Below are 24,840 nucleotides of genomic sequence, written 5' to 3' on the forward strand. Positions count from 1 at the left end.
CCGGTACGGCCGCCGTCAGCCCGGCGGCAGTCCGAGCAGCGCCCGCATCGCGGCGTACTTCTTGGTCAGCCGCGCGCGGGTGTGCTCGTCGAGGACCGCGAGCCGGGCCGGATCGGCGTTGTGTGCCAGGTCCGAGGCCTTGACCACGAGAGCTCCCGGCGTCGTACGAATGCGTTTCGCGTACGACTCCGGGGGCTCTCCCTCGCGTTTGGTCAGCGCCAGCACGATGTCCTTCGTCCGCCCGGTCAGCGCGGCCTCGCGCAGCCAGTCCTCGGAGAGCACGTCGTCCTCGACGGCGTCGTGCAGCCAGGCCGCCGCGATCTGCTCGTCGTCGCCGCCGCGCTCACGGACCCCGTCCGCGACGGCCTGCAGGTGCTCCGTGTACGGCCGCCCCGCCTTGTCGGTCTGGGCGGCATGCGCCGTACGGGCGAGGGCCTCTATTTCGGCCAGGGTCAGGAGAGTCTGCGTCACCCCTCCAGTGTCTCCCGCCGCAGCGCCGCGCGGGCGGGGACGGTGACCGCCGTCAGACCGAGCATGACAACCGCCCCGGCGAAGGACCCGTACAAAAGGGGCGGGATGTACGGTCCCTGCCCGGTCAGCCCCTTCATCATCGGCACCAGCGTGGCGAGCGCGATGGCCGTGCCGAGGACGATGCCGGCCAGGGCGACCAGCAGGGCCTCCCAGCGGATCATGCGCAGCACCTGGCGGCGGGTGGAGCCGATCAGCCGGAGCGTGCCGAGTTCGACGCGCCGGTCGAGGACCGTCATCACGAGGGTGTTGGCGGCGGCGACGGCCGCGAAGCCGCCGAGCACCGCCGCCATCACGGTGTTCGCCCAGGCGTTGAGCGCGCGGTCCCGGGACTCGGCGATGGTGTGGTCGGCGCGGTCGCGGACCGTGCCGAGCCCGGAGAGACCAGCCGCCGTGCCGCCCTTCGTCCAGATCTCGCTGTCGAAGGAGTCGCTCACGTGACGCGCCAGGTCGGACCTCGCGAGCGTGACCTGGGACAGCCCCAGGCCCCGGCCGTACGTCGCCACGAGCGTCGGGGACACCTTGGTGCCGTCGGGCAGGCGGAGCGCGAGCCGGTCGCCCACCTCGGCGTGGGCGCTGTCCGCGAGCGAGGCGTCCATCGCGACCTCGCCCGGCTTCAGGGAGAGGGCGCCGCGCCGGACGTCCAGGTCCTGGACGGCGGCGAGTTCCCGCACGGATCCGGTGACCCCTTGGGCGGTGGCCGACTCCAGCGAACCGCTCACCGGCACCAGTACCGCCGTCTTCAACAGGCCCACGGCCGAGGTCACGCCGGGCGCGCGGGCGGCCCGTGCCACCGCGTCCGGGGCGAGACCGGTGTCCGAGGTGACGATGTGATCGGCGACGATGCCGCGGCGCTGCTGCTCCAGGGTGGCCCGCTCCTCACTCGTGTGCATGAACACGAGCACCGAGGAGAAGGCCATGGCGAGCACGATCGGGGTGATCGCGGAGGCCAGCCGACGCGCGTTCGTACGGGAGTTGGCGGCGGCCAGCGCGGCGGAGGCGCCCGCGCCGCGCAGCGGCAGCCCGAACAGGGCGGCGCAGACACGCGCCACCAGCGGCCCGAGCAACGCCACGGCCAGCATGAAGAGCATGACCACGCCGAGCGCCGCGTTGGCCGCGTCCTCGCCGGTCAGCGAGGCGGCGAGGCCCGCGCAGACGAAGCCGCCGGCCGCCGCAGCGAGCCCCAGCGGCGTACGGATCCAGCCCGGCCGCAGCCGTTCCACGGACGCTTCGCCGAGCGCGAGCCCCGGTTTGATCCGCGAGGAACGGTGGGCCGCCATGTAGCCCGCGAACAGCGCGGTGAGCAGCACGGTGCCCACGGCGATGAGCAGCGGGATGTACGAGACGGACAGGTCGACGGCCTCGGGGACCGCGCCCTTGTCCTTCAGCTGTCCGAACCACCAGTGGGCGAGGCCGATACCGGGGAGGCAGCCGACCACTCCCGCCGCGGGGGCGACGAGCAGGGCCTCGGTGGCGATCGTGCGGCGGATCTGCCGCGGGGTCGTACCGATGGCCCGCAGCAGCGCGAACTCACGGCGGCGCTGGCCCACCGAGAGGGCGACGGTACCGGCCGCGGTGAAGACGGCGACCACGGTGGCGACGCCCCCGAAGGAGCCGCCGAGTCCGGTGAGCAGTTCCCTGGCCTCGGCGAGCGAGGCGTTCTCGACGGCGCCCCGCTCGTCGCCGGTGTGCACCCGCGCGGGCGAGGAGGCGCCGAGGGCCCGCGCCACCTGGGACTTCAGCGTCCCGGCGCGGACGCCGTCCTTGGGGAGGACGGCGATGGCGTCGACCCGGCCCGGGTGCGCGGAGAGGCGTACGGCCTCGGCGTCGGCGAACCAGACGGTGGGCGTGGGCTGTGAGGCGGTCGTGCCGGAGACACGGAAGGTGTGGGGTCCGTCGGCGGTGGTGAGCGTGACGCGGTCGCCGACGGCCCTGCCCCCGGCGTCGGAAAGGACGACCTCACCGGGGCCGGGGGCGCGGCCGGCCACGACCTTCTCGCCGGTGAAGGCCGTGGAGCCCCAGCCGTGCGCGGTACGGGCCTCTTGTGCGGTACCGGTCTCGTGCGCGTCGGCCTGGACGGGGAAGGTCACATCGGCGATCGCCGTACGCGCTCCCGGTACCGACGCGGCCTTCGCCACCAGGGAGTTGTCGAGGCGGGCCCGGTCCGGGACCTGGGTGGCCTCGTCCTCGCGGTCCTCGCCGTGGCCACTGACGAGATGGGCGCGCTGGTCGGCGGCGACGACGACCGGGGCGTGGGCATAGCGCTGGGGCGGCACGGATGCCCGTACGCCCGTCTCCAGGAGGATGCCGCAGGCCGCGACGACGAGTGCGGCCATCGCGAGTGCGACGAACGTACCCACGAAACCGGCGGGCCTGAAGCGGAGGGCGGCGCGGGCGAGACCGTTGGGCAGGCGTGCGGGCCTGGGGGCCGGCCCGGGGGCGGACCTGGGTGCGGACCTGGTCATCAGGCTGCCGCTCGGGCGTACGCGGGGGTGGTGAGCGACGTCATGCGGGCGGCGATGTGCTGGGCCGAGGCGCGTTCGAGGTGGTCGGCGATCGAGCCGTCGGCGAGGAACAGGACGCGGTCCGCCCAGGCGGCGGCCGCCGGGTCGTGGGTGACCATGACGACCGTCGAGCCGAGGCCGTCGACGGCTCCCCTGAGCAGGCCGAGGATCTCGGCGGCCGTGGTCGTGTCCAGGGCTCCCGTCGGCTCGTCCGCGAACACCACGTCCGGGCGGGTGACCAGGGCGCGGGCGATCGCGACGCGTTGCTGCTGGCCGCCGGAGAGCTGGCCGGGGCGGCGGCGGGCCTTGTCGGCGAGGCCGACCTGGGCGAGGACCTCGGCGGCGCGGTGGCGGTCGGGGCGGTGGCCCGCCAGGCGGGTGGGGAGGACGACGTTCTGTTCGACCGTGAGGGAGGGCAGGAGGTTGAAGGCCTGGAAGACGAAGCCGAGGCGGGTGCGGCGCAGGGCGGTCAGCTTGTTCTCGCTCATGCCGGTGATGTCCGTGCCGCCGAGATGGACGGTGCCGGCGGTGGGGCGGTCGAGGCCGGCCGCGCACTGAAGGAACGTGGACTTTCCGGAGCCCGAGGGGCCCATGATCGCGGTGAAACTGCCGCGGGGGAGGGCGAGGTCGAGGCCGCGCAGGGCGTGGACGGTGTTGCCGCCACGGCCGTACTGGCGTCGTACGCCGCGGAGTTCCACGGCCCAGTCGGCGGTGGGGCCCGGGTCGGCCGCGACCGCGTTCGCGTGTTCGTGGCGCTTCTTCCGCAGGCCCATGGTGGGTCCGTCCTCTCGCCGCATTCGTCTGTTCGCTCGGGTGATGTCTCGAACGTACGGATGTGGAGGGGGGTGGGACCATGAGGCGGACCGCCGACTCCGGGTGGGGAGAACCCCACCCGCCGCGGGCGGAACGCAGAGTCGTCAGCGGGTGGCGGTGGCGCCGTCTCGGCAGATCAGGAGGAGGGCTCGGTCGTCGTTGACGTCCTTGGCGACCGCCTCGATGAGGTGCCACGCGGCGCCGTGGAAACCGCCCGCGACATAGCGGTCGGCCTCGCCGGTGAGGCGGTCGATGCCCTCGACGATGTCACGGTCGGAGGTTTCCACCAGACCGTCCGTGAAGAGCATCAGGACGTCCCCGGGCCGCAGGGAACCCTTGACGGGGTCGAACTGGGCACCGTCGTACACCCCGAGGAGCGGACCCTCCGCGGCCTTCTCCTCCCAGCGCCCGCTGCCCGCGCTGAGCTGAAGGCCCGGCGGGTGCCCGGCGGAGAAGAGTTCGTAGTCGCCGGAGTCCAGGTCCAGGACCAGGTGGATCGACGTGGCGAAGCCCTCGTCCCAGTCCTGGCGCAGGAGGTAGCCGTTCGCGGCGGGCAGGAAGGCGTGGGGTGGGAGCGATCCCAACAAGCCGCCGAAGGCTCCCGAGAGGAGCAGGGCGCGCGACCCCGCATCCATGCCTTTTCCGGACACATCGGTCAGGACGACTTCGAGGGTTCGGCCGCTGTTCGTACGTGCGGCCACGACGAAGTCCCCCGAGAACGACTGACCGCCCGCCGGGCGCAACGCCATCTCCCGGTGCCAGCCCATCGGCAGGCCCGGCAGCTTGCTCTGCACCCGGATGCGTTCGCGCAGGTCGAAGAGCATGGTGCCGCCGCGCCGCCAGGGCACGCCGACCCGGCTGCGGAACTGGGCGATCAGCAGGCCGAAGAAGCCGCAGGCCGCGACGACCAGGACCACGCCCGGGGTGACCCGGGAGGGGCCCTCGGTGTACGGGCCCAGCTTCACGGACTCCACTATCAGCGCGGTGGCGGCGGCCGCGTACAGGCCGAGCAGGCTGGCGGGGCGCAGCAGAAGGCCGCCCGCGACGATCGGCAGGACCAGCGCGGCCGGGGAGCACCAGACCGAGTTCATCAGCGTCGTGGCCGCGATCACGGGGATGGTGAGCAGCAGACCGGCCAGTGCGATCCAGTCCGAACCGTCGCCGCGGAAGTAGTCGACGGCGGATCTGCGCACGCCGGTGCGGGCCCGGTGCCACTGCTTCTTCAACCGGGCCGTGAACGTCTCGGCTTCCGCGCGCCGCTCTCGTCCTGCTGCCATTAGTTCGGGACCCTATCCATCGGACCAGGTGCTTGGCACGGGAGGTCCCACTTGTCCCCCGTCCGAGCGCTCAACATCACAGTGAACGGCGCCTCCGGAGGTGGGGGAAATTCCCTCGCTCGTACCGCATTGCCCTGGTAGGCATGGCGTATGACGACTGACTTGCGGGTGCTGCGGCAACCCGAGTGGAACACGTGGTACGACAACCTGATCCGCGCGTTCGGGGGCGTACCGGAGTCGTCCGAGGAGCGCGATGTGATGAACGCGCTCACAGAGTACGACCGTTTCCTGGGGATCTGGGACGGCGACCAGTGTGTGGGCACCGCGGGGGCGTTCTCCTTCCGGGTCACCGTCCCCGGCGGCACCTCTGTACCGGCCGCGGGCATCACGATGGTGAGCGTCGCGGCCACCCACCGGCGGCGCGGGCTGCTGAGGTCGATGATGCGGCGGCAGCTGGACGACATCCGCTCATGGGGTGAACCGCTGGCCGTGCTGACCGCGTCGGAGCCGGTGATCTACGGCCGGTTCGGCTACGGCATCGCGACCCACCAGTACAACGTCGAGATCGACACGACCCGGGTACGGCTGTCCGTACCGCCCGGCACCGATGACGTACGTCTGCGGTACGCCGCGCCTGCCGAGGTGCTCGACGCCTGCGAGGCGGTGTACGCGCGGCTGGTCCCGGGCCGGCCGGGCATGCTGGCGCGGCGGCCCGGCTGGGACCGGGCGATGCTGCTCGACCCGGAGAGCGAGCGGGACGGGGCGTCGCCGTTGCAGTGCGTGGTCGCCGAGCGGGACGACGCGGTCGTGGGCTACGCCCGGTACCGGATCAAGCAGGACGGCGACCACCGCGGGGCCGGGTTCACCGTCCGCCTCGACCAGTTGGAGGCGCTCGACCCGGCGACGCACGCGGCGCTGTGGCGGTTCCTCTTCGAGATCGACCTGACGTCCACGCTGCGCGCGCTCGGTCGCCCCGTCGACGAGGCGTGGCAGTACATGGTGTCCGACATCCGCCGCTGCGCGGTGCGGATGCGGGACGCGCTGCACGTGCGGCTCGTGGACGTCGGTGCCGCGTTGGAGGCGCGGACGTATCAGGCGCCGGTGGACGTGGTGTTCGAGGTGGAGGACGCGTTCTGCCCCTGGAACGAGGGGCGTTGGCGGCTGACCGGGGACGCCAAGGGCGCGACCTGTGTGCGCACGTCGGACGCCGCCGATCTCGCGCTGTCCGTACGGGAGTTGGGGGCGGCGTATCTCGGCGGGGTGTCCTTGGCCTCGCTCGCGGCGGCGGGGCGGGTGCGGGAGTTGCGCCAAGGCGCGCTCGCGGAGGCCTCGGTGGGTTTCTCGTCGACGGTCGCGCCCTGGTTGCCGCACGGGTTCTAGTCCCGGGGGGGGGCGACCCCGGCTCATCTGTCCTGTTTTACCTGTTCTATGAGCTCTATGTGCTCTATGTGCTCTATGTGTCTACCTGCTCTGGCAGGTCGGGCACCAGAAGAGATTGCGGGCGGCGAGATCGGCGGTGCGGATCTCGCCGCCACAGATGTGGCAGGGCAGGTCGGCCCTGCGGTACACGTACACCTCGCCGCCGTGGTCGTCCACGCGCGGTGGGCGGCCCATGGCCTCCGGGGTGTGTTCCGGGCGGACGGTGTCGATGCGGTTGTGGCGGACGCCCTCGCGCATGAGTGCCACCAGGTCCGTCCACATCGCGTCCCACTGCGTCGGGGTGATGTCCTTCCCCGTGCGGTACGGATCGATGCCGTGCCGGAAGAGTACTTCTGCGCGGTAGACGTTCCCGACGCCCGCGATGATCTTCTGGTCCATGAGGAGGGCGGCGATCGTCGTACGGCTGCGGGAGACGCGGTGGTACGCCGCCGACGGGTCCGCGTCGGCGCGGAGGGGGTCCGGGCCGAGGCGGGCGTGTATCGCCTGCTTCTCGTCGTCCGTGATCAGGGCACAGGTGGTGGGGCCGCGGAGGTCGACGTACGACGTGGCGTTCGCGAGGCGGAGGCGGACCGTGTCGGTGGGGGGTGGGGCGGGGGCGTCGCCGAAGTTCACCTTGCCGAAGAGGCCGAGGTGGATGTGGATCCAGTCGGCGGTGCGGAAGGCTAGGAAGAGGTGTTTGCCGTGGGCGTCGGCGTGTTCGAGGGGGGTGCCGTCGAGGAGGGCGGCGGCGTCGGTGAACTTGCCCTGGGGGCTGGTGACGCGGGTGGGCCCGCCTGCGAACCTGGCCTCGTAGTCCTCGGCCAGCCGGTGAATCGTGTGCCCCTCGGGCACGGGGTCCTCCTCGTGCAGCAGTGTCTTCTACGGCGCCGGCGTCTCGGGGTTTGTTTCGCCCCCGCCGCCCCTACCCGTCCCATCCCCAGGGGCTCCGCCCCTTCAACCCCACCGGGGGCTTCACCCCCGAACCCCCGCGGGGCTGCCGCCCCTGCACCCCACCGGGGGCACACCCCCGAACCCCGCCAGGGGCTTCGCCCCCTGGACCCCTGCGGGGCTCTGCCCCTGCACCCCGCCAGGGGCTGCGCCCCTGAACCCCCGCGGGGCTCCGCCCCTGCACCCCACCGGGGGGCTCCGCCCCCTGGACCCCCATGGGGCTCCGCCCCAGACCCCCGCATCGGCCTGGACGGCCTCGTCCTCAAACGCCGGACGGGCTGAGGATGCGGGCCGGGGCCGGTGGGACACCAGCTTCGGATTCGTCCCCGGGCACCGGACGGACCGGAGGTGCGGGCCGGGGTGGGTGGGCTGGTCCTCTGGCTCCGGACGCGGCGGAGGCTTTTAGGGGCGCGGGGAACTGCGCGACCAGCCCCCACCGGCCCGCAGTCGAAGAACTCCGGGCGGCCGGGGATCCGGGGCGCAGCCCCCATCCCGTAGGGGCGCGGGGAACTGCGCGACCAGCCCCCAGCCGCCCGCAGTCGAAGAACTCCGCACGGCCGGGGATCCGGGGCGCAGCCCCGATCCTGTAGGGGCGCGGGGAACTGCGCGACCAGCCCCCACCCACCCGCAGTCGAAGAACTCCGCACGGCCGGGGATCCGGGGCGCAGCCCCGATCACACAGGGGCGCGAGCAACCCGCAGTCGAAGACTCAGGCCTGCTGGGGGTGGTGGGGCGGGACGGGCGGGAGGTCGCCGGTCTTCTCGTAGGCCGAGAGCATGTCGATGCGGCGAATGTGGCGCTCGTCACCGGAGAAGGGCGTGGAGAGGAAGACCTCCACGAACTTCGTCGCCTCCTCCTCGGAGTGCATACGCGCACCCACCGCCACCACGTTGGCGTTGTTGTGCTGCCGCCCCAGCGACGCCGTCTCCTCGCTCCAGGCGAGCGCGGCACGAACCCCGTCCACCTTGTTCGCCGCGATCTGCTCCCCGTTGCCGGAGCCGCCGATCACGATGCCGAGGGCCTCGGGATCGGCCGCCGTACGCTCCGCCGCACGGAGGCAGAACGGCGGGTAGTCGTCCTGGGCGTCGTAGATGAGGGGCCCGCAGTCGACGGGCTCGTGCCCGGCGGCCTTGAGCCACTCGACGAGGTGGTTCTTGAGTTCGAAACCGGCATGATCGGAGCCGAGATACACGCGCATGGTCCGAGTGTGACACGGCCGTTTCGGATCGACCTCGCCGGGTGTAGCCAGCGAAAACTGTGAGCAAGACTACAAACCTCAAGGAAACCTCAAGTAACGATCCGGATTCAAAGGTTCACGAATCCCTTTGCCTCCGATTCACTGGACCGGCTCGTTACAGGGTCCCTACAAGGACCCGCTCGGGTCCGTACACCGCTCGTACGGGAATCTGCTCACCCGGCGCAAAGGAATCCCCCTCATGACCTCGCAGCCGACCCCCACGAAGGCCGCAAGCGGCCCCGGAGGCCCCGGAGAACCCGGTTCGGGCCTCCAGGCCGGACTCAAGAACCGTCATCTGACAATGATCGCCATTGGTGGCGTCATCGGAGCCGGCCTCTTCGTGGGCTCCAGCTCCGGCATCGCCACCGCGGGCCCCGGAATCCTCCTCTCCTACGCCCTCGTCGGCACGCTCGTGGTGCTGGTGATGCGGATGCTGGGCGAGATGTCCGCCGCGAACCCGACCTCCGGTTCGTTCTCCGCGCACGCGGACCGCGCGCTCGGGCGCTGGGCCGGTTTCTCGATCGGCTGGCTGTACTGGTTCTTCTGGGTGGTCGTGCTGGCCGTCGAGGCGACCGCGGGAGCCAAGATCCTCGAAGGGTGGATGCCCGGCGTACCGCAGTGGGGCTGGGCGCTCATCGTGATGGTCGTGCTCACCGCGACCAACCTGGTCTCCGTCGGCTCGTACGGTGAGTTCGAGTTCTGGTTCGCCGGGATCAAGGTCGTGGCGATCGGCGCGTTCATCATCGTCGGCGGGCTCGCGATCTTCGGCGTGCTGCCGGGTGTCGACGCCCCGAAGGCCGGCCTGGGGAACCTGACCGAGCACGGCGGCTTCCTGCCGCACGGACCCGGCGCGATCCTCACCGGTGTGCTCCTGGTCGTCTTCTCCTTCATGGGCAGCGAGATCGCGACCCTCGCCGCCGGTGAGTCCGAGGACCCGCAGCGGGCCGTCACCAAGTCCACCAACAGCATCATCTGGCGCATCGGCGTCTTCTACCTGGGCTCGATCCTCGTCGTCGTGTCCCTGCTGCCGTGGAACGACCCGTCCATCAAGGACAAGGGCTCCTACGTCGCCGCCCTCGACTCGCTCGGCATCGCGCACGCCGGTGAGATCATGAACTTCATCGTGCTGACCTCCGTGCTGTCCTGCCTGAACTCCGGGCTCTACACGGCCTCCCGGATGGCGTTCTCGCTCGGCGAGCGCGGCGACGCGCCCAAGGTGTTCTCGAAGACCACCTCGCGCGGTGTCCCGATGGCCGCGATCGTCGTGTCGGTCGTCTTCGGCTTCGTCGCCGTCTTCTTCAACTACAAGTTCCCGGACTCGGTCTTCCTCTTCCTCGTCAACTCCTCCGGCGCGGTCGCCCTGTTCGTCTGGCTGGTCATCTGCTTCTCGCAGCTGCGGATGCGGAAGATCATCCAGCGCGAGGCGCCGGAGAAGCTGGTCGTGAAGATGTGGCTGTACCCCTACCTGACCTGGGCGACGGCCGCGCTGATCGTCTTCGTCCTCGGCTACATGCTGACCGACACGGAACACGACGGACGCGAGACCGTGCTGCTGTCGCTGCTCGTCGCCGCGATCGTGCTCGCGATCGCCTTCGTGAAGCAGAAGCTCGGCGGCTCCACGGCGACCGAGGCCGCGGGCGTCGGCGCGCCGGTGGGCGGCGCCAAGGAGCCGGTCGACGCCACGTCGGAGGCCTGAGCGCGCGGACGCGGATTCCGGCGGAACAGGTAACGGGGAGGGGCCCGGCGGCAGCTGCCGCCGGGCCCCTCCCCGTTCACAGGGGCGTGAAGCTCTTCTTGACCGCGTCGTAGACGGGCAGCGCGGTCGCCTCCACATCGGGGTGGTACCAGGTGCTGATCTCGTACGACGTGCCGCCGGAGCGGAAGCCGAGCAGTCGGACGTGCCAGAGCCGGCCCCTGGCCGTGACGGTGTACTCCCAGACGACCGCGGGCGCGCCCCGGAACGTGGTGCGCTCCAGGCGGATCCGGTTGTAGTTCAGGCCCTTGCTCGTACCCACCTCCGCCTGCTGCCACTGCGCCAGCAGGTCACCACGGGCCGGGGTCGCGTTGGCCACGATCTCCTGCGCACGGTCGGGCGAGGTGTAGTGCACCTCGGAACCGCTCTGCGCCACCCGCTGCCAGCCCTGCGGCGGCACCCACGCGTACAGTCCGGCCTCCTTCCGGGCACCCGCCGGCAGGCTCGGCGGGCGTGACGTGCCATCGACGGTGGGGGGTGGGGAGGAGGGGGCGGTGGAGGAGGTCTGCGCGGAGTCCGGCGACGTCGACGAGGTCGATGGCGAGGCCGAGGTCGAGGTCGAAGTGGAAGTGGAAGTGGACGCGCCGGTCGTGTCGCGGGAGGAGCCGCCCGTCTGCGTCATGACGAGCCCGACGACGGTTCCCACGATCACCACGCCACCGGCGGCGGCCAGGCCCATCCGGCGTCGGCCCCGCCGTGGGACGGAGGGCACGGCGGGGCCGGGAAGTTCGCCCGGCGGCATGACCACCGCGCGGGAGACCGTGGTGTGCGTGGCGAGGGAGGGGGGTTCGGGAAGCGGCGGGGGTGCGATGGGCTCGGGGGCTGGTTCGGGGGTGGGTGTGGGTGTGGGTTCGGGGGGCGGGGCGGGCGCTGGTGGGGGTGGGGGTGCGGGGGTTGGATCGGGTAGGGGGGCGGGCTCCGGGATCGCGTCCTGTACGAGGTCCGGCTCGGAGTCTGGTTCGGGGGTCGGTTCGGGGGCCCGCCGGGGCGGGAGGTGTTGCGCCGCGCGTATGAGGCTCACGTCCAGGAGCGCGCGCGTGGGCGACTCCTGGCGGAACGGGGGGACGGAGGGCGGCGCGGCTTCCGGCGTCTCCGGCGTCTCCGGCATCCCCAGTACATCCAGAGCCCCTCCCGCCCCTCCCGCCCCTGACGCCTCGGATACCTCTGACGTCCTGGATGCCTCCGGTGCCTCCCGTACCTCTGCCGCTTCCGATGGTCCCTGTGCCTCCACCGCTTCCGATGGCTGCGGTGACTCCGGTGACTCCGCCGCTGGTTCGGACACGAGCCCCGCATCCGGGGATTCGGTCTCCTCCGGTCGAGGGAACGTGATCGGGCGCAACGCCGTCTCGAGCTCCGCCAGACCCGGTCGGGTCGACGGCTCCTTCTCCAGCAGGGCGGCCAGAATCTCCCCCAGGTCACCGGCCGTGGAGGGAAGTTCGGGCTCCTCGTACAGGACCGCGTGCAACGTCGCCAGGGTGGTCGAACGGGAGAACGGAGAGCGGCCGCCGAGGGCCGCGCAGAGCGTCGCACCCAGCGACCAGACGTCGGACGGCGGGCCCTGGGGGCGTCCGGAGACACGCTCGGGTGCCATGTAGTCCGGGGAGCCGACCAGCATCCCGACCATGGTGAGCGCCTCCGCGTCCTGGAGCGCGGCGATGCCGAAGTCGGTGAGGACGACACGGTGTCCGCGCCGCTCGACCAGGACGTTGCCCGGCTTGATGTCCCGGTGGAGTACTCCCCCGGCGTGCACCTGGCGCAGGGCCGCGACCAGTTCGAGTCCGATACGGGCCGCGGCGGGCGGGTCGAGCGGTCCGTCCTCGACCACGAGTTGTTCGAGGGAGCGGCCGGCGACGAGTTCCATGACGATCCACAGCCTCTCGCCCTGGTCCACGACGTCGTAGATGCGCACGACATTGGGATGATCGATCCGAGCCGTGGCCCTGGCTTCGCGCAGGGTGCGTTCACGGCGGGTTCGGGTGTCCTCCGGGTCGAGTCCGTCGATCCGCATTTCCTTGACGGCGACCTGCCGGTCGAGCATTTCGTCGGTGGCTCGCCACACCCGCCCCATTCCCCCCTGGCCAATACTCTCGGCGAGCCGATATCGACCCGTCACCAATAATCCCGGAACACCGCCACTCGCATTCCCCGTCAATCCCCTGCACCCCCTCAACACCCGCCACAATCGTCCGCCACAGCTGAAACACAATGGTCACACTTCATGCCGTACCAGCATAGTGCGGAGAAATCTTGTGGTACCTCTTCAAGTACTGCGAATTCAGGCGCAGCCAAGGGGGGCGAACATGAGTTCTCGTCACACGACGACCATCACGGGATCGCTGCTCACGGCATCTTTCTCGGCCGTGATGATCCTTTCCTTCACCGCCGTCGCGGACGACCAGGGACCGGGGAGCAGCAAGGGGGGAAAGGCCATGGACCCGGCGCCGGCGGGCGTGAAGCTGACCACGTCGCTGCCCGAGAAGATCTCGGTGGACAACAGCTCGCACGAAACGGCGCTGACCGCCACGGTGAAGAACGAGGGAACCAAGGAAAGCGGAAAGATCCGGCTATTGGTGGTCGGATTCGACGGCCTGAAGGTCAAGAGCGTCAAGGGCTGTTCCGCCATGGCGGACAAGGATCTGCCCAAGGGTTCGAACAGTGGATTCGTGTGCGATGTCGGCAATCTCGCGGCCGGAAAGTCACAGTCGTACGCCGTCGCCGCGACCTTCGATCTGAGCAAGACCGGAAAGATCTGCCTGCCGGTGCAGGACAGCGACGGAAAGAAGACGTTCTGGCAGCAGGGCCCGGTGCCTTTCGGTACGACGAACCCGTCGCCGAACGCCCCGGCCACTCCGCTGCTGCTCGACACCGAGAACAAGCCGGTGACACCCGGCGGCGACCAGTTGCCCAAGACCGGCGCCGGGAGTGACCTGCTGCCGCTAGGCGCGGCGGGGGCGGTGCTCGTCTCCGTCGGTGCGGCGGGAATGTGGTGGGCCCAGCGGCGGCCACGTCGACAGCCGCAGTCGTGACCGGGTGGGCCGGGACGCCGTGTGCGCGGCGTACCGGCCCACCTTCCGCGCACCGCACACGTACTGCGGGGACAGTGCGGTGGGGCTGTACGGGTCCACAACGCGCAAGAGGCTCGCCGGGTCGTGGTCGGAGTACGACCCGGCGAGCCTCTTGCGAGGGGACTGCGCACCTCGTGCGAGGGGACTACGGCCTCAGCGGTTGAGGAACTTCCAGGCGGTGGGCAGGACGCCCATCGCCAGCGCCGCCTTCAGGGCGTCGCCGATCAGGAACGGGGTGAACCCCGCCGCGAGGGTCGCGCTCAGCGACATGCCGGTGGCGGCGGCCAGGTACGGGAGGCCGACCGCGTAGATGATCGCCTCGCCCAGCAGCATCGTGCCCGCGGTGCGCAGGAACGAGCGGTCGGCGCCGCGGCGGGCGAGGGCGCCCACGGCGGCGGAGGCGAACATCATGCCGAGGATGTAGCCGAGGGACGGGGCGGCGGTGCCGGAGCCGCCGTCGGCGAACCACGGCATGCCGGCCATGCCGACGAGGGCGTAGAGCGCGAGCGAGAGGAAGCCGCGGCCCGCGCCGAGGGCCGTGCCGACGAGGAGGGCGGCGAAGGTCTGGCCGGTCACCGGGACCGGGGAGCCCGGCACGGGCAGGGAGATCTGGGCGGCGAGGCCGGTGAGGGCGGCTCCGCCGAGTACGAGGGCGATGTCCCTGACGCGGGAGGCCGGGAGCAGGTCGGCGAGGACCTCGCCGGGGCGGATGCCTTGGCGGGGGGTGGCGGCAGCGGTGCTCATGGGGACTCCGGCGGGTGACGGGGGGTCGGGACACGGTGACGCTATCCCAGGGGGGCGGGTGGATCACCGTGTGCGATCGACAAAGCGGGGATCCGGGACTTGGTGGAGCCCTTACAAAAGAGGCCGCGTACACCTATCGGGGCGTGATGCTGGTCACTGAGGTGGGATGGTTTTGTCCCGGGGGAGCTTCGAGCGCGCTCTGTAGGGTCCCGCCAATTCGCCCCCGCCGCCCCTGCCCGTCCCATCCCTCCGGGGCTCCGCCCCGGACCCCGTCGGGCGTCTCGTTCGGCTGCGGCCCGGAGGGGGCCGTTCGCGCAGTTCCCCGCGCCCCTGAAAGCCCCGGGTCGGCCGGCGGCCGAAGGACGGCGCCTCTGGCCGGAATCGAGGGTAAGACCTACCCTTCAGGGCATGGTCGCCCAGGCTGAGAACTTCGTGTCGCGTCGCTATGTCGACCTGCGACGCCAGGGCACCGCCACCTGTCGCCCCGGGTAGGGCGGGCGGAGCGCATCCGGCTCGCCGAGACGCGACCGTTTCGGACACGCTCCCTAGGAAGCGCCATGCCTCGTACCGCCCTGGCCCCCTCCCCGCCCACGACACCCCACCGCGCCACCGCCGACGACCGCCGCCGCACCAGCGCCAGCGCCATCCTGCGCTCCGTCCTGGAGCACGGTCCGGTCGCCCGCAGCACCGTCGCCCGGCTGACCGGCCTCTCCCCCGCCTCGGTGACCGACTACTGCGCCCGGTTCACCGCGCTCGGTCTGATCAGGGAGGCTCCGACGCCCCGGCAGTCGAACGGCGTCGGACGTCCCCACGTCCCCATCCACCTGGACGACTCCCGGTTCGTGGTCGGCGGGGTCCACGTGGCCGTCCCGTACACCACCGTCGCCCTGCTCGACCTGCGCGGCCGGGTCGTCACGGAGCGACGGCTGGCCCACGACGACGGCACGGAGCCCGACCGCGTACTCGCCAACGCCGCCGCCGGGCTGGCCGCCCTGCTCACCGACCACCCCTGCCGCACCCCCCTCGGCGTCGGCGTCGCGGCCGGCGGCTGGGTGGACCGCGACTCCGGGACGATCGTGGAGCACGCGCTGCTCGGCTGGCGTGACGTCGACGTCCGGGACGCGCTCGGCACGCCGATCGGGCTGCCGGTCCATGTGGACGGGCACGCGCGGGCGTTGGTCAACGGGGAGCGGCTGTTCGGGCGGGCGCGCGGCAGCCGCAGCGTGCTGCACCTGTTCGTCGGCAACGTGGTGGACGCCGCCTTCGCCACCCACGACGAGGTGCATCACGGTCCCCGCTCCCAGGCCGGAGCAATCGCCCATCTGCCGTTGCCGGGCGGCTCGGAGCGGTGCGACTGCGGCCGGACCGGTTGCCTCCAGGCCGAGTTGAGCGAGCGGACACTGTGCCGACGGGCGCGGGAGGAGGGGGTCATCACCACCGCCGACCCGATGCACGTGGTCGGCGCCGCCGCCGACGGCGACCCCGTCGCCGTACGTCTGCTGCTGGAGCGGGCCCGGACGGTCGGGCGGGCGGCCCGGCTGCTGCTGGACGTGCTCAACCCGGACACGGTCGTCGTCGCGGAGGTCGGGACCGTGTATCGGGAGGACTGCCTCGGGGCGCTGCGCGCGGAGGTGGGTACGGACCGGGCGGCCTCCGTCCTGCCGACCAGTTTCCCGGAATCCGTACTCGCCGTGGCGGGCGGATCGGTGGCTCTCGACGTGGTCTACCGGGATCCGCTGAGCCTGTCACCGGGGACGAATTAATTCAGAAACTCGGAATGTTGACAGCGGTCGTCGAAGGACAGGAGCATCCTTCTCATGAGCAGCTCGCGGGTGCAGGTTCCGCTGACCAAGTGCCGCGTCGTCGACCTTATGCGGGTCGCACGCACGCGTTGTTGCTGACGCCGGGTCACTGCCGCGTCGATCCCTTGACCTGCCGGTGTGTCGGCCGGGCGGTGTGTCGACCTGTTGATGTGGTGACCTGCTGACGCGTTGGCGCGTCGACGATCACCCGGTTTCTTCTGCCGCGCCTTCGGCGCGCGCCTCCCGCTTCCCCATGCGCGCGTATTTCGCTTCTTCCACTTCCTTCCCCTGGTGAATTCCCCCTGCCCGGAATTCCGCGCGCGCATTTCCGCCACTTGGATCCCCGGAGTCCTCCCATGCCACCACTGTCTTCTTCGTCGTCCCCTTTCTCGCCCGGTGTGGACCGGCGGCTGTTCCTGTCCTCCCTGCTCGGCGTGGCCGCCGCGGCCGGACTGAGCGGTTGCGCGGGGGCCAGTGCCGCCGACAGCAAGTCCAAGGGGTCCCTGTCCGCCCCGCTGTCCGCCAAGGTCCCCTCCGGTACGAGCCTCAAGATCGCCTCGTACCAGAACGTCCAGCAGCTCCAGTTCAAGCTCGCGGGCCTCACCGACCTGCCGTTCACCGTCTCCAGCTGGGTGAACATCGGCGCCGGACCCGATGTCATCAACGCCTTCCGCGCCAAGTCCCTCGACGTCGCCAACAACGCGGGCATCCCGCCGATCCAGGCGCACTACCAGGGCTACGACGCCAAGATCGTCGCGATCGACGTCACCCGAAAGCCCAACTACCTCTTCGCGACCAAGCCCGGCAGCGACATCCACACCGTCGCGGACTTCAAGGGCAAGAAGCTGGCGTTCTCCCAGGGTCAGGCCCAGGGCGTCGTCCTGCTGCGGGCGTTGAAGGAGGCCGGGCTCGCGTACGACGAGGTGAAGCTGGTCCCGCTGACCAGCAACCAGTTCTTCACGGCCCTGCAGTCGGGCCAGGTCGACATCGCCCCGCTCGCCAACAGCCAGGCACCGGCGTACCTCAAGCAGTACGGGTCGAAGGGCGCCCGCGCGATCACCACCGACGTGGTCGACCTGCTCAACCTGCTGTGGGCGCCCACCTCCGTGCTGGCCGACCCGGCGAAGGCGGCCGCCGTCGCGGCGTACATCCCGCGCTGGGCGCAGGGGCAGGTGGGGGCGTACGAGCACCCGGACGCCTGGAACGAGGCGTTCTACGTCAAGACGCAGAACCTCACGCTCGCACAGGCCCGGTCGATCACCGAGCTCGCCAACAAGCCGCTGTTCCCGCCGAGCTGGGACGAGGCGGTGAAGTGGGAGCAGGAGACCGCCGATCTGCTGGCCGAGGGCGGCTTCGTGAAGGCGTTCAAGGTCGGCTCGCTCTTCGACCGCCGCTTCGAGGGCATCGCGGCGAAGGCCGTCCCGGCGGAGTACCGGAAGTGACGGCCATGACGACGACCACGACCACCGTTCCGGTGACCGCCGCCGAGGACACGCCTGCCGTACGGCGCAGGCGGCGCCGCGGCCTCGCCCCCGGAAAACGCCTGCCCGCCTCCCGGATCGTCGGCCCCGCCCTCTTCCTCGCCCTGTGGGCGGCCGCCTCCGCCGCCGGACAGCTGGACCCGGGTGCGATCCCGGCGCCCTGGACGGTCCTGAGGACCGCCGGCCACCTGTGGACGGCCGGCACGCTGCCCACGGACATGCTGACCTCCCTGGAGCGCGCGGCCTACGGCTTCGCCCTCGGCCTCACCGCCGGCGTCGTCCTCGCACTGGCCTCCGGGCTCAGCCGGATCGGCGAGGCGCTGATCGACGGGACCGTGCAGCTCAACCGGGCGATCCCGACCCTGGGCCTCATCCCGCTGTTCATCCTCTGGCTGGGCATCGGCGAGACCTTCAAGATCGCCATCATCGCGATCGTCGTCTACATCCCGATCTACCTCAATCTGCACGCCGCGCTGTCCGGCATCGACCACCGTTACGTCGAACTCGCGGAGGTCCAGGGGCTGTCGAGGCTCCAGTTCATCCGCCAGATCGTGATCCCCGGCGCGTTGCCCGGCTTCTTCGTGGGGCTGCGGCTCGGGGTGACCGGCTCCTGGCTGAGCCTGGTGGTCCTGGAGCAGATCAACGCCACCAGCGGCCTCGGCTACCTGATGTTCCAGGCCCAGAACTACGGCCAGTCGGACGTCATCCTGGTCGGCCTGCTGATCTACGGCGTCTTCGGCCTGGTCTCCGACAGCGCGGTCCGTCTCGTCGAACGGAGGGTGCTGTCATGGCGCCGCACACTCAGCAGCTGACCGCCGCCCCCGCCGTCCAGCTCCGGGGTCTCACACGGTCGTTCGACGGCCGTACCGTCCTCGACGACATCGACCTCGACCTGCCCGCCGGACAGTTCACGGCCCTGCTCGGGCACAGCGGTTCCGGCAAGAGCACGCTGCTGCGGGCCATCGCGGGCCTGGACCACGAGGTCGTCGGCAGCGGCCGGCTCACCGCCCCGGAGCGGGTGTCGGTCGTCTTCCAGGACTCCCGGCTGCTGCCCTGGCGGCGGGTCCTCGACAACGTGCTGCTCGGCACCAACGGCAAGGACGCGGCCGAGAAGGGCCGCGAAGCCCTCGCCGAGGTGGGCCTGAAAGGCCGCGAACGCGCCTGGCCCAACGAGCTGTCCGGCGGCGAGGCCCAGCGCGCCGCCCTGGCCCGCTCACTCGTCCGTGAGCCCGAACTCCTGCTGGCCGACGAGCCGTTCGGCGCGCTGGACGCGCTGACCCGGATCCGGATGCACGTCCTGCTGCGCGAGCTGTGGGAGCGCCACCGGCCCTCCGTGCTGCTCGTCACCCACGACGTGGACGAGGCGATCGTGCTCGCCGACCGCGTCCTGGTGCTCGACCGGGGCCGGATCGGCCTCGACCTGACCATCGAAGCCCCGCACCCCCGCTCGTATCGCCATCCGCTCCTCGGCGAGTACCGCGAGCGGCTGCTCGCCGCCCTGGGCGTCACGGAGGACCACCAATGAGCACCCCGCGCCACCTTCACCTGAACGCCTTCCTGATGAACACCGGCCACCACGAGGCGTCGTGGCGGCTGCCGGAGAGCGACCCGTACGCCCACGTCGAACTCGCCCACTACGTCGAGCTGGCCCGGATCGCCGAACGCGGCACCTTCGACTCCCTCTTCCTGGCCGACGGACCCCAGTTGTGGAGCAACCTGGCCCAACGTCCGGCCGGCGCCCTGGAGCCGCTCACCCTGCTCACCGCACTGGCGACGGCCACCGAGCACATCGGCCTGATCGCCACGGCGTCCACGTCCTACAACTCCCCCTACAACCTGGCCCGCAAGTTCGCCTCTCTCGACATCATCAGCGGCGGCCGGGCGGGCTGGAACATCGTCACCACGGCCGGTGCGGAGGCCGCCCGCAACTTCGGCCTCGACGCCGAGCCCGCGCACGCCGAACGGTACGCGCGCGCCGCCGAGTTCCTGGACGTCTCGCTCAAGCTCTGGGACAGCTGGGAGGACGACGCGATCGTCGCCGACAAGGCGGCCGGTGTGTGGGGCGACGACGCCAAGATCCACCCGCCGCGCCACCAGGGGACGTACTTCAGTGTCCAGGGCGCTCTCAACGTGCCCCGCTCGCCGCAGGGTTACCCACTGCTCGTGCAGGCGGGGTCGAGCGAGGACGGCAAGACGTTCGCGGCGCGCTACGCGGAGGCGGTGTTCACCGCACAGCAGACCCTCGCCGACGCGCAGGCCTTCTACGCGGACCTCAAGTCCCGTACGGCGGCGGCCGGCCGGGACCCCGAGCACATCAAGGTGCTGCCCGGCATCGTCCCGGTGCTCGGCTCGACGGAGGCCGAGGCCCGGGCGAACGAGCAGGTCCTGGAGGACCACATCGTGTACACGCACGGCGTGGACCGCCTGGAGCACCTGCTGCAACTGGAGTCAGGAACCCTGGAGCTGGACGCCCAGCTCCCCGCGGACCTGCCTCCCGAGGACGTCATCGAGGGCGCCAAGAGCCGCTACACCCTCGTCGTCGAACTCGCCCGCCGCGAACGGCTCACCGTACGGCAGCTGATCGGGCGGCTGGGCGGCGGGCGCGGGCACCTCACCTTCGCCGGAACGCCCGAGCAGGTCGCGGACGCCATCGAGGAGTGGTTCACGCGCGGCGCCGCCGACGGCTTCAACATCATGCCCGCCGTGCTTCCCTCCGGCCTCGGTCTCTTCGTCGACCACGTCGTCCCGATCCTGCGCGCCCGCGGCCTGCTCCGCACGGAGTACGGACCGCGCCGGACCCTCCGGGAGCGCTACGGCCTCCCCCGCCCCGCCAACCAGTACCTCCAGCCCGCTCTCGTCTGAAAGGACCCCGCATGTCCATCGAGATCAGCAAGGTCACCGCGAACATAGGCGCCCGGGTCTCCGGCGTAGACATCTCCAAGCCGCTCGACGAGGAACAGGTCACCGCGATCCGCGAGGCCCTCAACGTCCACAAGGCCCTGGCCTTCGACGACGTGCACCTCGACGACGAGGGCCAGCAGGCCTTCGCCCGCCACTTCGGTGACCTCACCACCGCCCACCCGACGGTGTCCGCCGTCGACGGCGCCCCGAACGTGCTCCCCGTCGACAGTGAGCGCGGGCGCGCCAACCACTGGCACACCGACGTGACCTTCGTCCTCAACCCGCCCCAGGCCAGCACCCTGCGCAGCATCACGGTCCCGCCGTACGGCGGCGAGACCCTGATCGCCAGTTCGGCGGCCGCCTACCGGGACCTGCCCGCCCCGCTGCGCGCGCTCGCCGACACCCTGTGGGCCGAGCACACCAACGACTACGACTACGCGGTGCCCGACGAGCAGATCGACGAGGAACAGGCCGCCCAGCGCGCCCAGTTCACGTCCATCAAGTTCCGTACCGCCCATCCCTTCGTCCGGGTCCACCCGCTGACCGGTGAGCGCGGGCTGTTCATCGGCGGGTTCGCGCAGCGGATCGTCGGGCTGTCGGTGGGCGAGTCCCGCAAGCTGCTCGACCTGTTCCAGTCGTACGTCACCCGGCCGGAGAACATCCTGCGCTGGCGCTGGTCCCCGAACCAGCTGGTCCTGTTCGACAACCGGATCACCCAGCACTACGCGATCGACAACTACGACGGCCGGCCGCGCCGCCTGCACCGGGTGACCGTCGCCGGTGACGTGCCGGTCGGCATCGAGGGCAAGGAGAGCCACTCGATCGAGGGCGACGCCTCGCACTACACGTCCGTGGCCGAGTAACACGCGCCAGACGTGCGTGGCCGAGTAAAGGGAATCTCACGCTCCGTACCGCGGGTGTCCGCATAGTGGGCGGCCTCTCCCCCTGAGCGGAGAGGCTGCCCAGACTGTGGGCGTTTTTTCCCCTCGCACGTAAGGGACCACCCGCTCTCATGTCCCGCACCACCCTCGACACCCCACCCACCGCTCCCGACGCACACACCCCGCTGTCCCACGGCCTCAAGCAGCGCCACCTGTCGATGATCGCCCTCGGCGGCGTGATCGGCGCCGGCCTGTTCGTGGGGTCCGGCGCGGGGATCGCCGCCGCAGGACCGTCGATCGTGATCGCGTACGCGGTCTCCGGCCTGCTGGTCATGCTGGTGATGCGGATGCTCGGCGAGATGTCCGCCGCGTATCCGTCCTCGGGCTCGTTCTCGGCGCACGCCGAGCGGGCGATCGGACCGTGGGCGGGCTTCACCGCGGGGTGGTCCTTCTGGGTGCTGCTCTGCACGGCCGTGGGGCTGGAGGGGATCGGGGCGGCGAAGATCGTCACCGGCTGGCTGCCGGGTACGCCCGAGTGGGCCTGGGTCGCCCTGTTCATGGTGGTCTTCTGCGTCGCGAACCTCGCCGCCGTGAAGAACTTCGGCGAGTTCGAGTTCTGGTTCGCCGCGCTGAAGGTCGGCGCGATCAGCCTGTTCCTGGTGCTGGGCGTGCTGGCCGTCGCGGGCGTACTGCCCGGCACGGACTCCCCGGGCACCGCGAACCTCACCGGCCAGGGCGGCTTCCTCCCGCACGGCAGCGAGGGGCTGGTCGTCGGCCTGCTCGCGTCGGTCTTCGCGTACGGCGGTCTGGAGACGGTCACCATCGCTGCGGCCGAGTCGCAGGACCCGGTCCAGGGCGTCGCGCGTGCCGTCCGTACGGCGATGTGGCGCATCGCGCTCTTCTACATCGGCTCCATGGCGGTCATCGTCACGCTGGTCCCCTGGGACTCGAAGGAGGTCGTCGAGAAGGGCCCGTACGTCGCCGCCCTCGACCACCTGGGCATCCCCGGCGCCGGTCAGCTGATGAACGTGGTCGTGTTCGTCGCGCTGCTCTCGGCGATGAACGCCAACATCTACGGCTCCTCGCGCATCGCCTACTCGCTGGTGGAGCGCGGCCAGGGCCCGAAGGCCCTCGGCAGGGTCTCGGCCGGGGTCCCGCGCGTCGCGGTGCTCGTCTCCTGCGTCTTCGGCTTCGTGTGCGTGCTGCTGAGCTACTGGCGGCCGGACGACGTCTTCCCCTGGCTGCTGAACATGATCGGCGCGGTGATCCTGGTCGTGTGGATCTTCATCGCGGTCTCCCAGCTGCTGCTGCGGCGCCGGGTGGAGCGCGAGGCGCCGGAGAAGCTGGTCGTGCGGATGTGGCTGTTCCCGGCGCTGACCTGGGTGGCGCTGGCCGGCATGGCCGCGATCTTCGTCCTGATGGCCCGGGAGCCGGACACCCGGGTGCAGCTGTATTCCACGGGCGGGATGACGCTGTTCCTGGCTGCCGTCGGATACGCCTGGCAGCGGGCACGCGCGGCCCGCTGACCGTTCCGGCACCCCGGTCCGCCGACCGTTCCCGCTCCCCCGAAAGACCCTCGTGCGACACGCGCGAGGGTCTTTTTGTTGCTAGCGTGCACTTGCAACCTATGTGCAATAAGGTCTTACGAGGCCGGAGGGGACCCTGCCATGCCCGTCTACACACTCCCTGAGCTGCCCTACGACTACGCCGCGCTCGCACCCGTGATCAGCCCCGAGATCATCGAGCTGCACCACGACAAGCACCACGCGGCGTACGTGAAGGGGGCCAACGACACGCTGGAGCAGCTCGCCGAGGCGCGTGACAAGGAGTCGTGGGGAGCGGTCAACGGCCTGGAGAAGAACCTGGCCTTCCATCTCTCCGGCCACATCCTGCACAGCATCTACTGGACGAACATGACCGGGAACGGCGGCGGCGAGCCCCTCGCCGTGGACGGTGTGGGCGAGCTCGCGGACGCGATCACCGAGTCGTTCGGCTCCTTCGCCGGGTTCAAGGCGCAGCTGACGAAGGCCGCCGCGACCACCCAGGGCTCCGGCTGGGGCGTCCTCGCCTACGAGCCGCTCAGCGGTCGCCTCGTCGTCGAGCAGATCTACGACCACCAGGGCAACGTGGGGCAGGGCTCGGTGCCGATCCTGGTGTTCGACGCCTGGGAGCACGCCTTCTACCTCCAGTACCGCAACCAGAAGGTCGACTTCATCGACGCGATGTGGCAGGTCGTCGACTGGCAGGACGTGGCCCGGCGTCACGAGGCGGCCAGGTCCCGCGCGAACGTGTTGCTGCCGACCCCCTGAGGCGGATATGAAACGTCCTGCTCGTGATCGTCTTCTCACCTTTCACGTGGCAGGCGGAGAAAAGGAGGGCCCCCGCGAGGACGTGACTCGCGGGGGCCCTCCCGTGTGCACGGCCCGCGTCACGCGCAGGGCACGTTGAGCGACAGCAGCGCGGCGGCCCCGTCCGTCATACGGAGTTCGGTGACCGCGGCGTTGCGCAGCCGCGGCAGGACCCTGCGGTACTCGCCCAGGGGGATGGACAGCAGTGAGCAGAGCACCAGCCGGAGCAGCGTGTTGTGGGCGACGACCAGGACGCGTTCGCCGTGGTGCGCGGCCGCGATCCGGCGCAGGACGGCCGCCCCTCGGGCCGCGGCGGTGCGCGGGTCCTCCGCCTCCGGGAAGGGGTACGACACCGGGTCGACCCGGAACGCCTTCGCCCTCGCCGGGTTCTCGGCCTCGAACTCGGCGAGGGTATGGCCCTCCACCACCCCGAAGTCGCATTCGCGCAGGGCGGGTTCGCGGTACGCGGTGAGACCGAGGGCGCGGCAGGCGGGCTCGGCCGTGGCGACGGCGCGCGAGAGGGTCGACGTCCAGACGGCGTCCACGGGGTGCGCGGCGACCCAGCGGCCGAGCGCCTCGGCCTGGGCACGGCCCTCGTCGGCGAGGGGGACGTCGCTCACTCCGGCGTAGCGGTTCTCGGCATGCCAGACGGTCCGGCCGTGCCGGGCGAGCAGCAGGGTCGTACTCACTGAGGCTGAGGGACTCACGGCGCTGTGGGTCATGCTCGTCGTACTCATGACCCGCCAGTATTCCGGTCGGGGCACGCTCGCGTGTGCGCTCCGGCGGAAGCCCTCCGTCCGGGTCTGTTCGGCAGTATCACGAAGGCCCCGTGAGGAGCGAAGAGGAGCCTCACGGGGCCTTACGGTATGCGGGCTTCCGGGGCATCGTTGCGGGATGCCGAGGGAAATGACGTACCCCTGCTACACGTGTGGGTCCTACCAGCCGCACCGCCAGCCCCGGGACGACCGTGAGCGGGACATCATCCGCAAGCTGGCGAACCTCCAGAAGCCGAACGCGTATGTGGACGACTACTGGATCTGCGGGCGAACCGACTTCGACTGCCGCAACATCCGCACGGCGTTGAGGGTCAAGCCGTTCGACCCGCCCCAGAAGATGCCCGACCCGGAATGACTCCTGGT

21 protein-coding genes are annotated in these 24,840 nt (G+C 71.0%); 12 read left to right on the forward strand and 9 right to left on the reverse strand.

What is annotated here, in order from left to right:
- Nucleotides 1–15: 15 nt before the first annotated feature.
- From AQJ27_RS19320 to AQJ27_RS19335, 4 genes are all read right to left on the reverse strand, one after another.
- Nucleotides 16–471, reverse strand: coding sequence for an HD domain-containing protein (locus tag AQJ27_RS19320; RefSeq protein WP_235613477.1), 456 nt, complete (start codon nucleotides 469–471; stop codon nucleotides 16–18).
- Nucleotides 468–2,993 (reverse strand): ABC transporter permease, encoded by a 2,526-nt coding sequence (locus tag AQJ27_RS19325; protein ID WP_067370176.1) that lies wholly within the window; start codon nucleotides 2,991–2,993, stop codon nucleotides 468–470. Before AQJ27_RS19325 ends, AQJ27_RS19320 begins: the two co-directional genes overlap by 4 nt.
- Nucleotides 2,993–3,805 carry an ABC transporter ATP-binding protein gene (locus tag AQJ27_RS19330; RefSeq protein WP_067370177.1) on the reverse strand — a complete coding sequence of 271 codons (813 nt, stop codon included), beginning with the start codon at nucleotides 3,803–3,805 and terminating at the stop codon, nucleotides 2,993–2,995. Before AQJ27_RS19330 ends, AQJ27_RS19325 begins: the two co-directional genes overlap by 1 nt.
- Nucleotides 3,806–3,949: 144 nt before the next feature.
- Nucleotides 3,950–5,122: a PP2C family protein-serine/threonine phosphatase gene (locus tag AQJ27_RS19335; RefSeq protein ID WP_067370179.1), complete on the reverse strand. Its 1,173-nt coding sequence runs from the start codon at nucleotides 5,120–5,122 to the stop codon at nucleotides 3,950–3,952.
- A 150-nt stretch (nucleotides 5,123–5,272) separates the two neighbouring features.
- Here AQJ27_RS19335 and AQJ27_RS19340 point away from each other — a divergent pair, with 150 nt between their 5' ends.
- On the forward strand, nucleotides 5,273–6,502 hold the full coding sequence (locus AQJ27_RS19340) for a GNAT family N-acetyltransferase (protein WP_067370187.1): 1,230 nt from the start codon (nucleotides 5,273–5,275) through the stop codon (nucleotides 6,500–6,502).
- A gap of 81 nt (nucleotides 6,503–6,583) precedes the next feature.
- Here AQJ27_RS19340 and AQJ27_RS19345 read toward each other — a convergent pair whose 3' ends face one another.
- Entirely contained in the window at nucleotides 6,584–7,393 is an 810-nt protein-coding gene (locus tag AQJ27_RS19345; RefSeq protein WP_067370188.1) for an Fpg/Nei family DNA glycosylase, read from the reverse strand.
- A gap of 805 nt (nucleotides 7,394–8,198) precedes the next feature.
- Complete coding sequence (locus AQJ27_RS19350; protein WP_067370189.1) at nucleotides 8,199–8,687, reverse strand: ribose-5-phosphate isomerase; 489 nt, start codon at nucleotides 8,685–8,687, stop codon at nucleotides 8,199–8,201.
- A 238-nt stretch (nucleotides 8,688–8,925) separates the two neighbouring features.
- On the opposite strand from AQJ27_RS19350, the gene AQJ27_RS19355 reads away from it, so the two are divergent.
- Entirely contained in the window at nucleotides 8,926–10,422 is a 1,497-nt protein-coding gene (locus AQJ27_RS19355) for an amino acid permease (protein ID WP_067370191.1), read from the forward strand.
- Between the two features lie 76 nt (nucleotides 10,423–10,498).
- Here AQJ27_RS19355 and AQJ27_RS19360 read toward each other — a convergent pair whose 3' ends face one another.
- A complete protein-coding gene (locus AQJ27_RS19360; protein WP_425275214.1) occupies nucleotides 10,499–12,652 on the reverse strand; it encodes a serine/threonine-protein kinase in 2,154 nt (717 codons plus the stop codon).
- A 127-nt stretch (nucleotides 12,653–12,779) separates the two neighbouring features.
- Here AQJ27_RS19360 and AQJ27_RS19365 point away from each other — a divergent pair, with 127 nt between their 5' ends.
- Nucleotides 12,780–13,505, forward strand: a complete 726-nt coding sequence (locus AQJ27_RS19365) for an LPXTG cell wall anchor domain-containing protein (protein ID WP_067370199.1) — start codon at nucleotides 12,780–12,782, stop codon at nucleotides 13,503–13,505.
- Between the two features lie 192 nt (nucleotides 13,506–13,697).
- Here the strand turns inward: AQJ27_RS19365 and AQJ27_RS19370 are convergent, their stop codons facing one another.
- Entirely contained in the window at nucleotides 13,698–14,288 is a 591-nt protein-coding gene (locus AQJ27_RS19370; protein WP_067370200.1) for a biotin transporter BioY, read from the reverse strand.
- Between the two features lie 557 nt (nucleotides 14,289–14,845).
- Here AQJ27_RS19370 and AQJ27_RS19375 point away from each other — a divergent pair.
- The 8 genes from AQJ27_RS19375 (at nucleotide 14,846) to AQJ27_RS19410 (ending at nucleotide 23,662) form a co-directional block, all read left to right on the forward strand.
- Nucleotides 14,846–16,051, forward strand: a complete 1,206-nt coding sequence (locus tag AQJ27_RS19375; protein ID WP_067370202.1) for an ROK family transcriptional regulator — start codon at nucleotides 14,846–14,848, stop codon at nucleotides 16,049–16,051.
- 395 nt (nucleotides 16,052–16,446) lie between these two features.
- Nucleotides 16,447–17,532, forward strand: a complete 1,086-nt coding sequence (locus AQJ27_RS19380) for an ABC transporter substrate-binding protein (protein ID WP_067370205.1) — start codon at nucleotides 16,447–16,449, stop codon at nucleotides 17,530–17,532.
- 5 nt (nucleotides 17,533–17,537) lie between these two features.
- Nucleotides 17,538–18,383, forward strand: coding sequence for an ABC transporter permease (locus AQJ27_RS19385; RefSeq protein ID WP_067370619.1), 846 nt, complete (start codon nucleotides 17,538–17,540; stop codon nucleotides 18,381–18,383).
- Nucleotides 18,359–19,096: an ABC transporter ATP-binding protein gene (locus tag AQJ27_RS19390; RefSeq protein ID WP_067370208.1), complete on the forward strand. Its 738-nt coding sequence runs from the start codon at nucleotides 18,359–18,361 to the stop codon at nucleotides 19,094–19,096. Before AQJ27_RS19385 ends, AQJ27_RS19390 begins: the two co-directional genes overlap by 25 nt.
- A complete protein-coding gene (locus tag AQJ27_RS19395) occupies nucleotides 19,093–20,433 on the forward strand; it encodes an LLM class flavin-dependent oxidoreductase (RefSeq protein ID WP_067370211.1) in 1,341 nt (446 codons plus the stop codon). Before AQJ27_RS19390 ends, AQJ27_RS19395 begins: the two co-directional genes overlap by 4 nt.
- Nucleotides 20,434–20,444: 11 nt before the next feature.
- The gene (locus AQJ27_RS19400) at nucleotides 20,445–21,335 is read left to right on the forward strand and encodes a TauD/TfdA dioxygenase family protein (protein ID WP_067370212.1); all 891 of its coding nucleotides are present in this window, start codon (nucleotides 20,445–20,447) and stop codon (nucleotides 21,333–21,335) included.
- A 149-nt stretch (nucleotides 21,336–21,484) separates the two neighbouring features.
- The gene (locus tag AQJ27_RS19405) at nucleotides 21,485–22,879 is read left to right on the forward strand and encodes an amino acid permease (RefSeq protein ID WP_067370215.1); all 1,395 of its coding nucleotides are present in this window, start codon (nucleotides 21,485–21,487) and stop codon (nucleotides 22,877–22,879) included.
- Nucleotides 22,880–23,020: 141 nt separating this feature from the next.
- Nucleotides 23,021–23,662, forward strand: a complete 642-nt coding sequence (locus AQJ27_RS19410) for a superoxide dismutase (protein WP_067370218.1) — start codon at nucleotides 23,021–23,023, stop codon at nucleotides 23,660–23,662.
- Between the two features lie 119 nt (nucleotides 23,663–23,781).
- On the opposite strand, the gene AQJ27_RS19415 is transcribed toward AQJ27_RS19410, so the two are convergent.
- Nucleotides 23,782–24,438, reverse strand: a complete 657-nt coding sequence (locus tag AQJ27_RS19415; protein ID WP_067370220.1) for a histidine phosphatase family protein — start codon at nucleotides 24,436–24,438, stop codon at nucleotides 23,782–23,784.
- 157 nt (nucleotides 24,439–24,595) lie between these two features.
- Between AQJ27_RS19415 and AQJ27_RS19420 the strand changes: the two genes are divergently transcribed.
- Nucleotides 24,596–24,832, forward strand: a complete 237-nt coding sequence (locus AQJ27_RS19420) for a hypothetical protein (protein ID WP_143601643.1) — start codon at nucleotides 24,596–24,598, stop codon at nucleotides 24,830–24,832.
- Nucleotides 24,833–24,840: the final 8 nt, after the last annotated feature.

The organism is Streptomyces olivochromogenes (assembly GCF_001514115.1).
GTDB lineage: Bacteria > Actinomycetota > Actinomycetes > Streptomycetales > Streptomycetaceae > Streptomyces > Streptomyces olivochromogenes.

What these genes read in the sequence shown, in the direction of transcription:
- AQJ27_RS19325 (WP_067370176.1), bottom strand. Translation starts at nt 2,993, where the DNA reads ATGACCAGGTCCGCACCCAGGTCCGCCCCCGGGCCGGCCCCCAGGCCC.
- AQJ27_RS19330 (WP_067370177.1), bottom strand. Translation starts at nt 3,805, where the DNA reads ATGGGCCTGCGGAAGAAGCGCCACGAACACGCGAACGCGGTCGCGGCC.
- AQJ27_RS19335 (WP_067370179.1), bottom strand. Translation starts at nt 5,122, where the DNA reads ATGGCAGCAGGACGAGAGCGGCGCGCGGAAGCCGAGACGTTCACGGCC.
- AQJ27_RS19340 (WP_067370187.1), top strand. Translation starts at nt 5,273, where the DNA reads ATGACGACTGACTTGCGGGTGCTGCGGCAACCCGAGTGGAACACGTGG.
- AQJ27_RS19350 (WP_067370189.1), bottom strand. Translation starts at nt 8,687, where the DNA reads ATGCGCGTGTATCTCGGCTCCGATCATGCCGGTTTCGAACTCAAGAAC.
- AQJ27_RS19355 (WP_067370191.1), top strand. Translation starts at nt 8,926, where the DNA reads ATGACCTCGCAGCCGACCCCCACGAAGGCCGCAAGCGGCCCCGGAGGC.
- AQJ27_RS19365 (WP_067370199.1), top strand. Translation starts at nt 12,780, where the DNA reads ATGAGTTCTCGTCACACGACGACCATCACGGGATCGCTGCTCACGGCA.
- AQJ27_RS19370 (WP_067370200.1), bottom strand. Translation starts at nt 14,288, where the DNA reads ATGAGCACCGCTGCCGCCACCCCCCGCCAAGGCATCCGCCCCGGCGAG.
- AQJ27_RS19375 (WP_067370202.1), top strand. Translation starts at nt 14,846, where the DNA reads ATGCCTCGTACCGCCCTGGCCCCCTCCCCGCCCACGACACCCCACCGC.
- AQJ27_RS19380 (WP_067370205.1), top strand. Translation starts at nt 16,447, where the DNA reads ATGCCACCACTGTCTTCTTCGTCGTCCCCTTTCTCGCCCGGTGTGGAC.
- AQJ27_RS19385 (WP_067370619.1), top strand. Translation starts at nt 17,538, where the DNA reads ATGACGACGACCACGACCACCGTTCCGGTGACCGCCGCCGAGGACACG.
- AQJ27_RS19390 (WP_067370208.1), top strand. Translation starts at nt 18,359, where the DNA reads ATGGCGCCGCACACTCAGCAGCTGACCGCCGCCCCCGCCGTCCAGCTC.
- AQJ27_RS19395 (WP_067370211.1), top strand. Translation starts at nt 19,093, where the DNA reads ATGAGCACCCCGCGCCACCTTCACCTGAACGCCTTCCTGATGAACACC.
- AQJ27_RS19400 (WP_067370212.1), top strand. Translation starts at nt 20,445, where the DNA reads ATGTCCATCGAGATCAGCAAGGTCACCGCGAACATAGGCGCCCGGGTC.
- AQJ27_RS19405 (WP_067370215.1), top strand. Translation starts at nt 21,485, where the DNA reads ATGTCCCGCACCACCCTCGACACCCCACCCACCGCTCCCGACGCACAC.
- AQJ27_RS19410 (WP_067370218.1), top strand. Translation starts at nt 23,021, where the DNA reads ATGCCCGTCTACACACTCCCTGAGCTGCCCTACGACTACGCCGCGCTC.
- AQJ27_RS19415 (WP_067370220.1), bottom strand. Translation starts at nt 24,438, where the DNA reads ATGAGTACGACGAGCATGACCCACAGCGCCGTGAGTCCCTCAGCCTCA.
- AQJ27_RS19420 (WP_143601643.1), top strand. Translation starts at nt 24,596, where the DNA reads ATGCCGAGGGAAATGACGTACCCCTGCTACACGTGTGGGTCCTACCAG.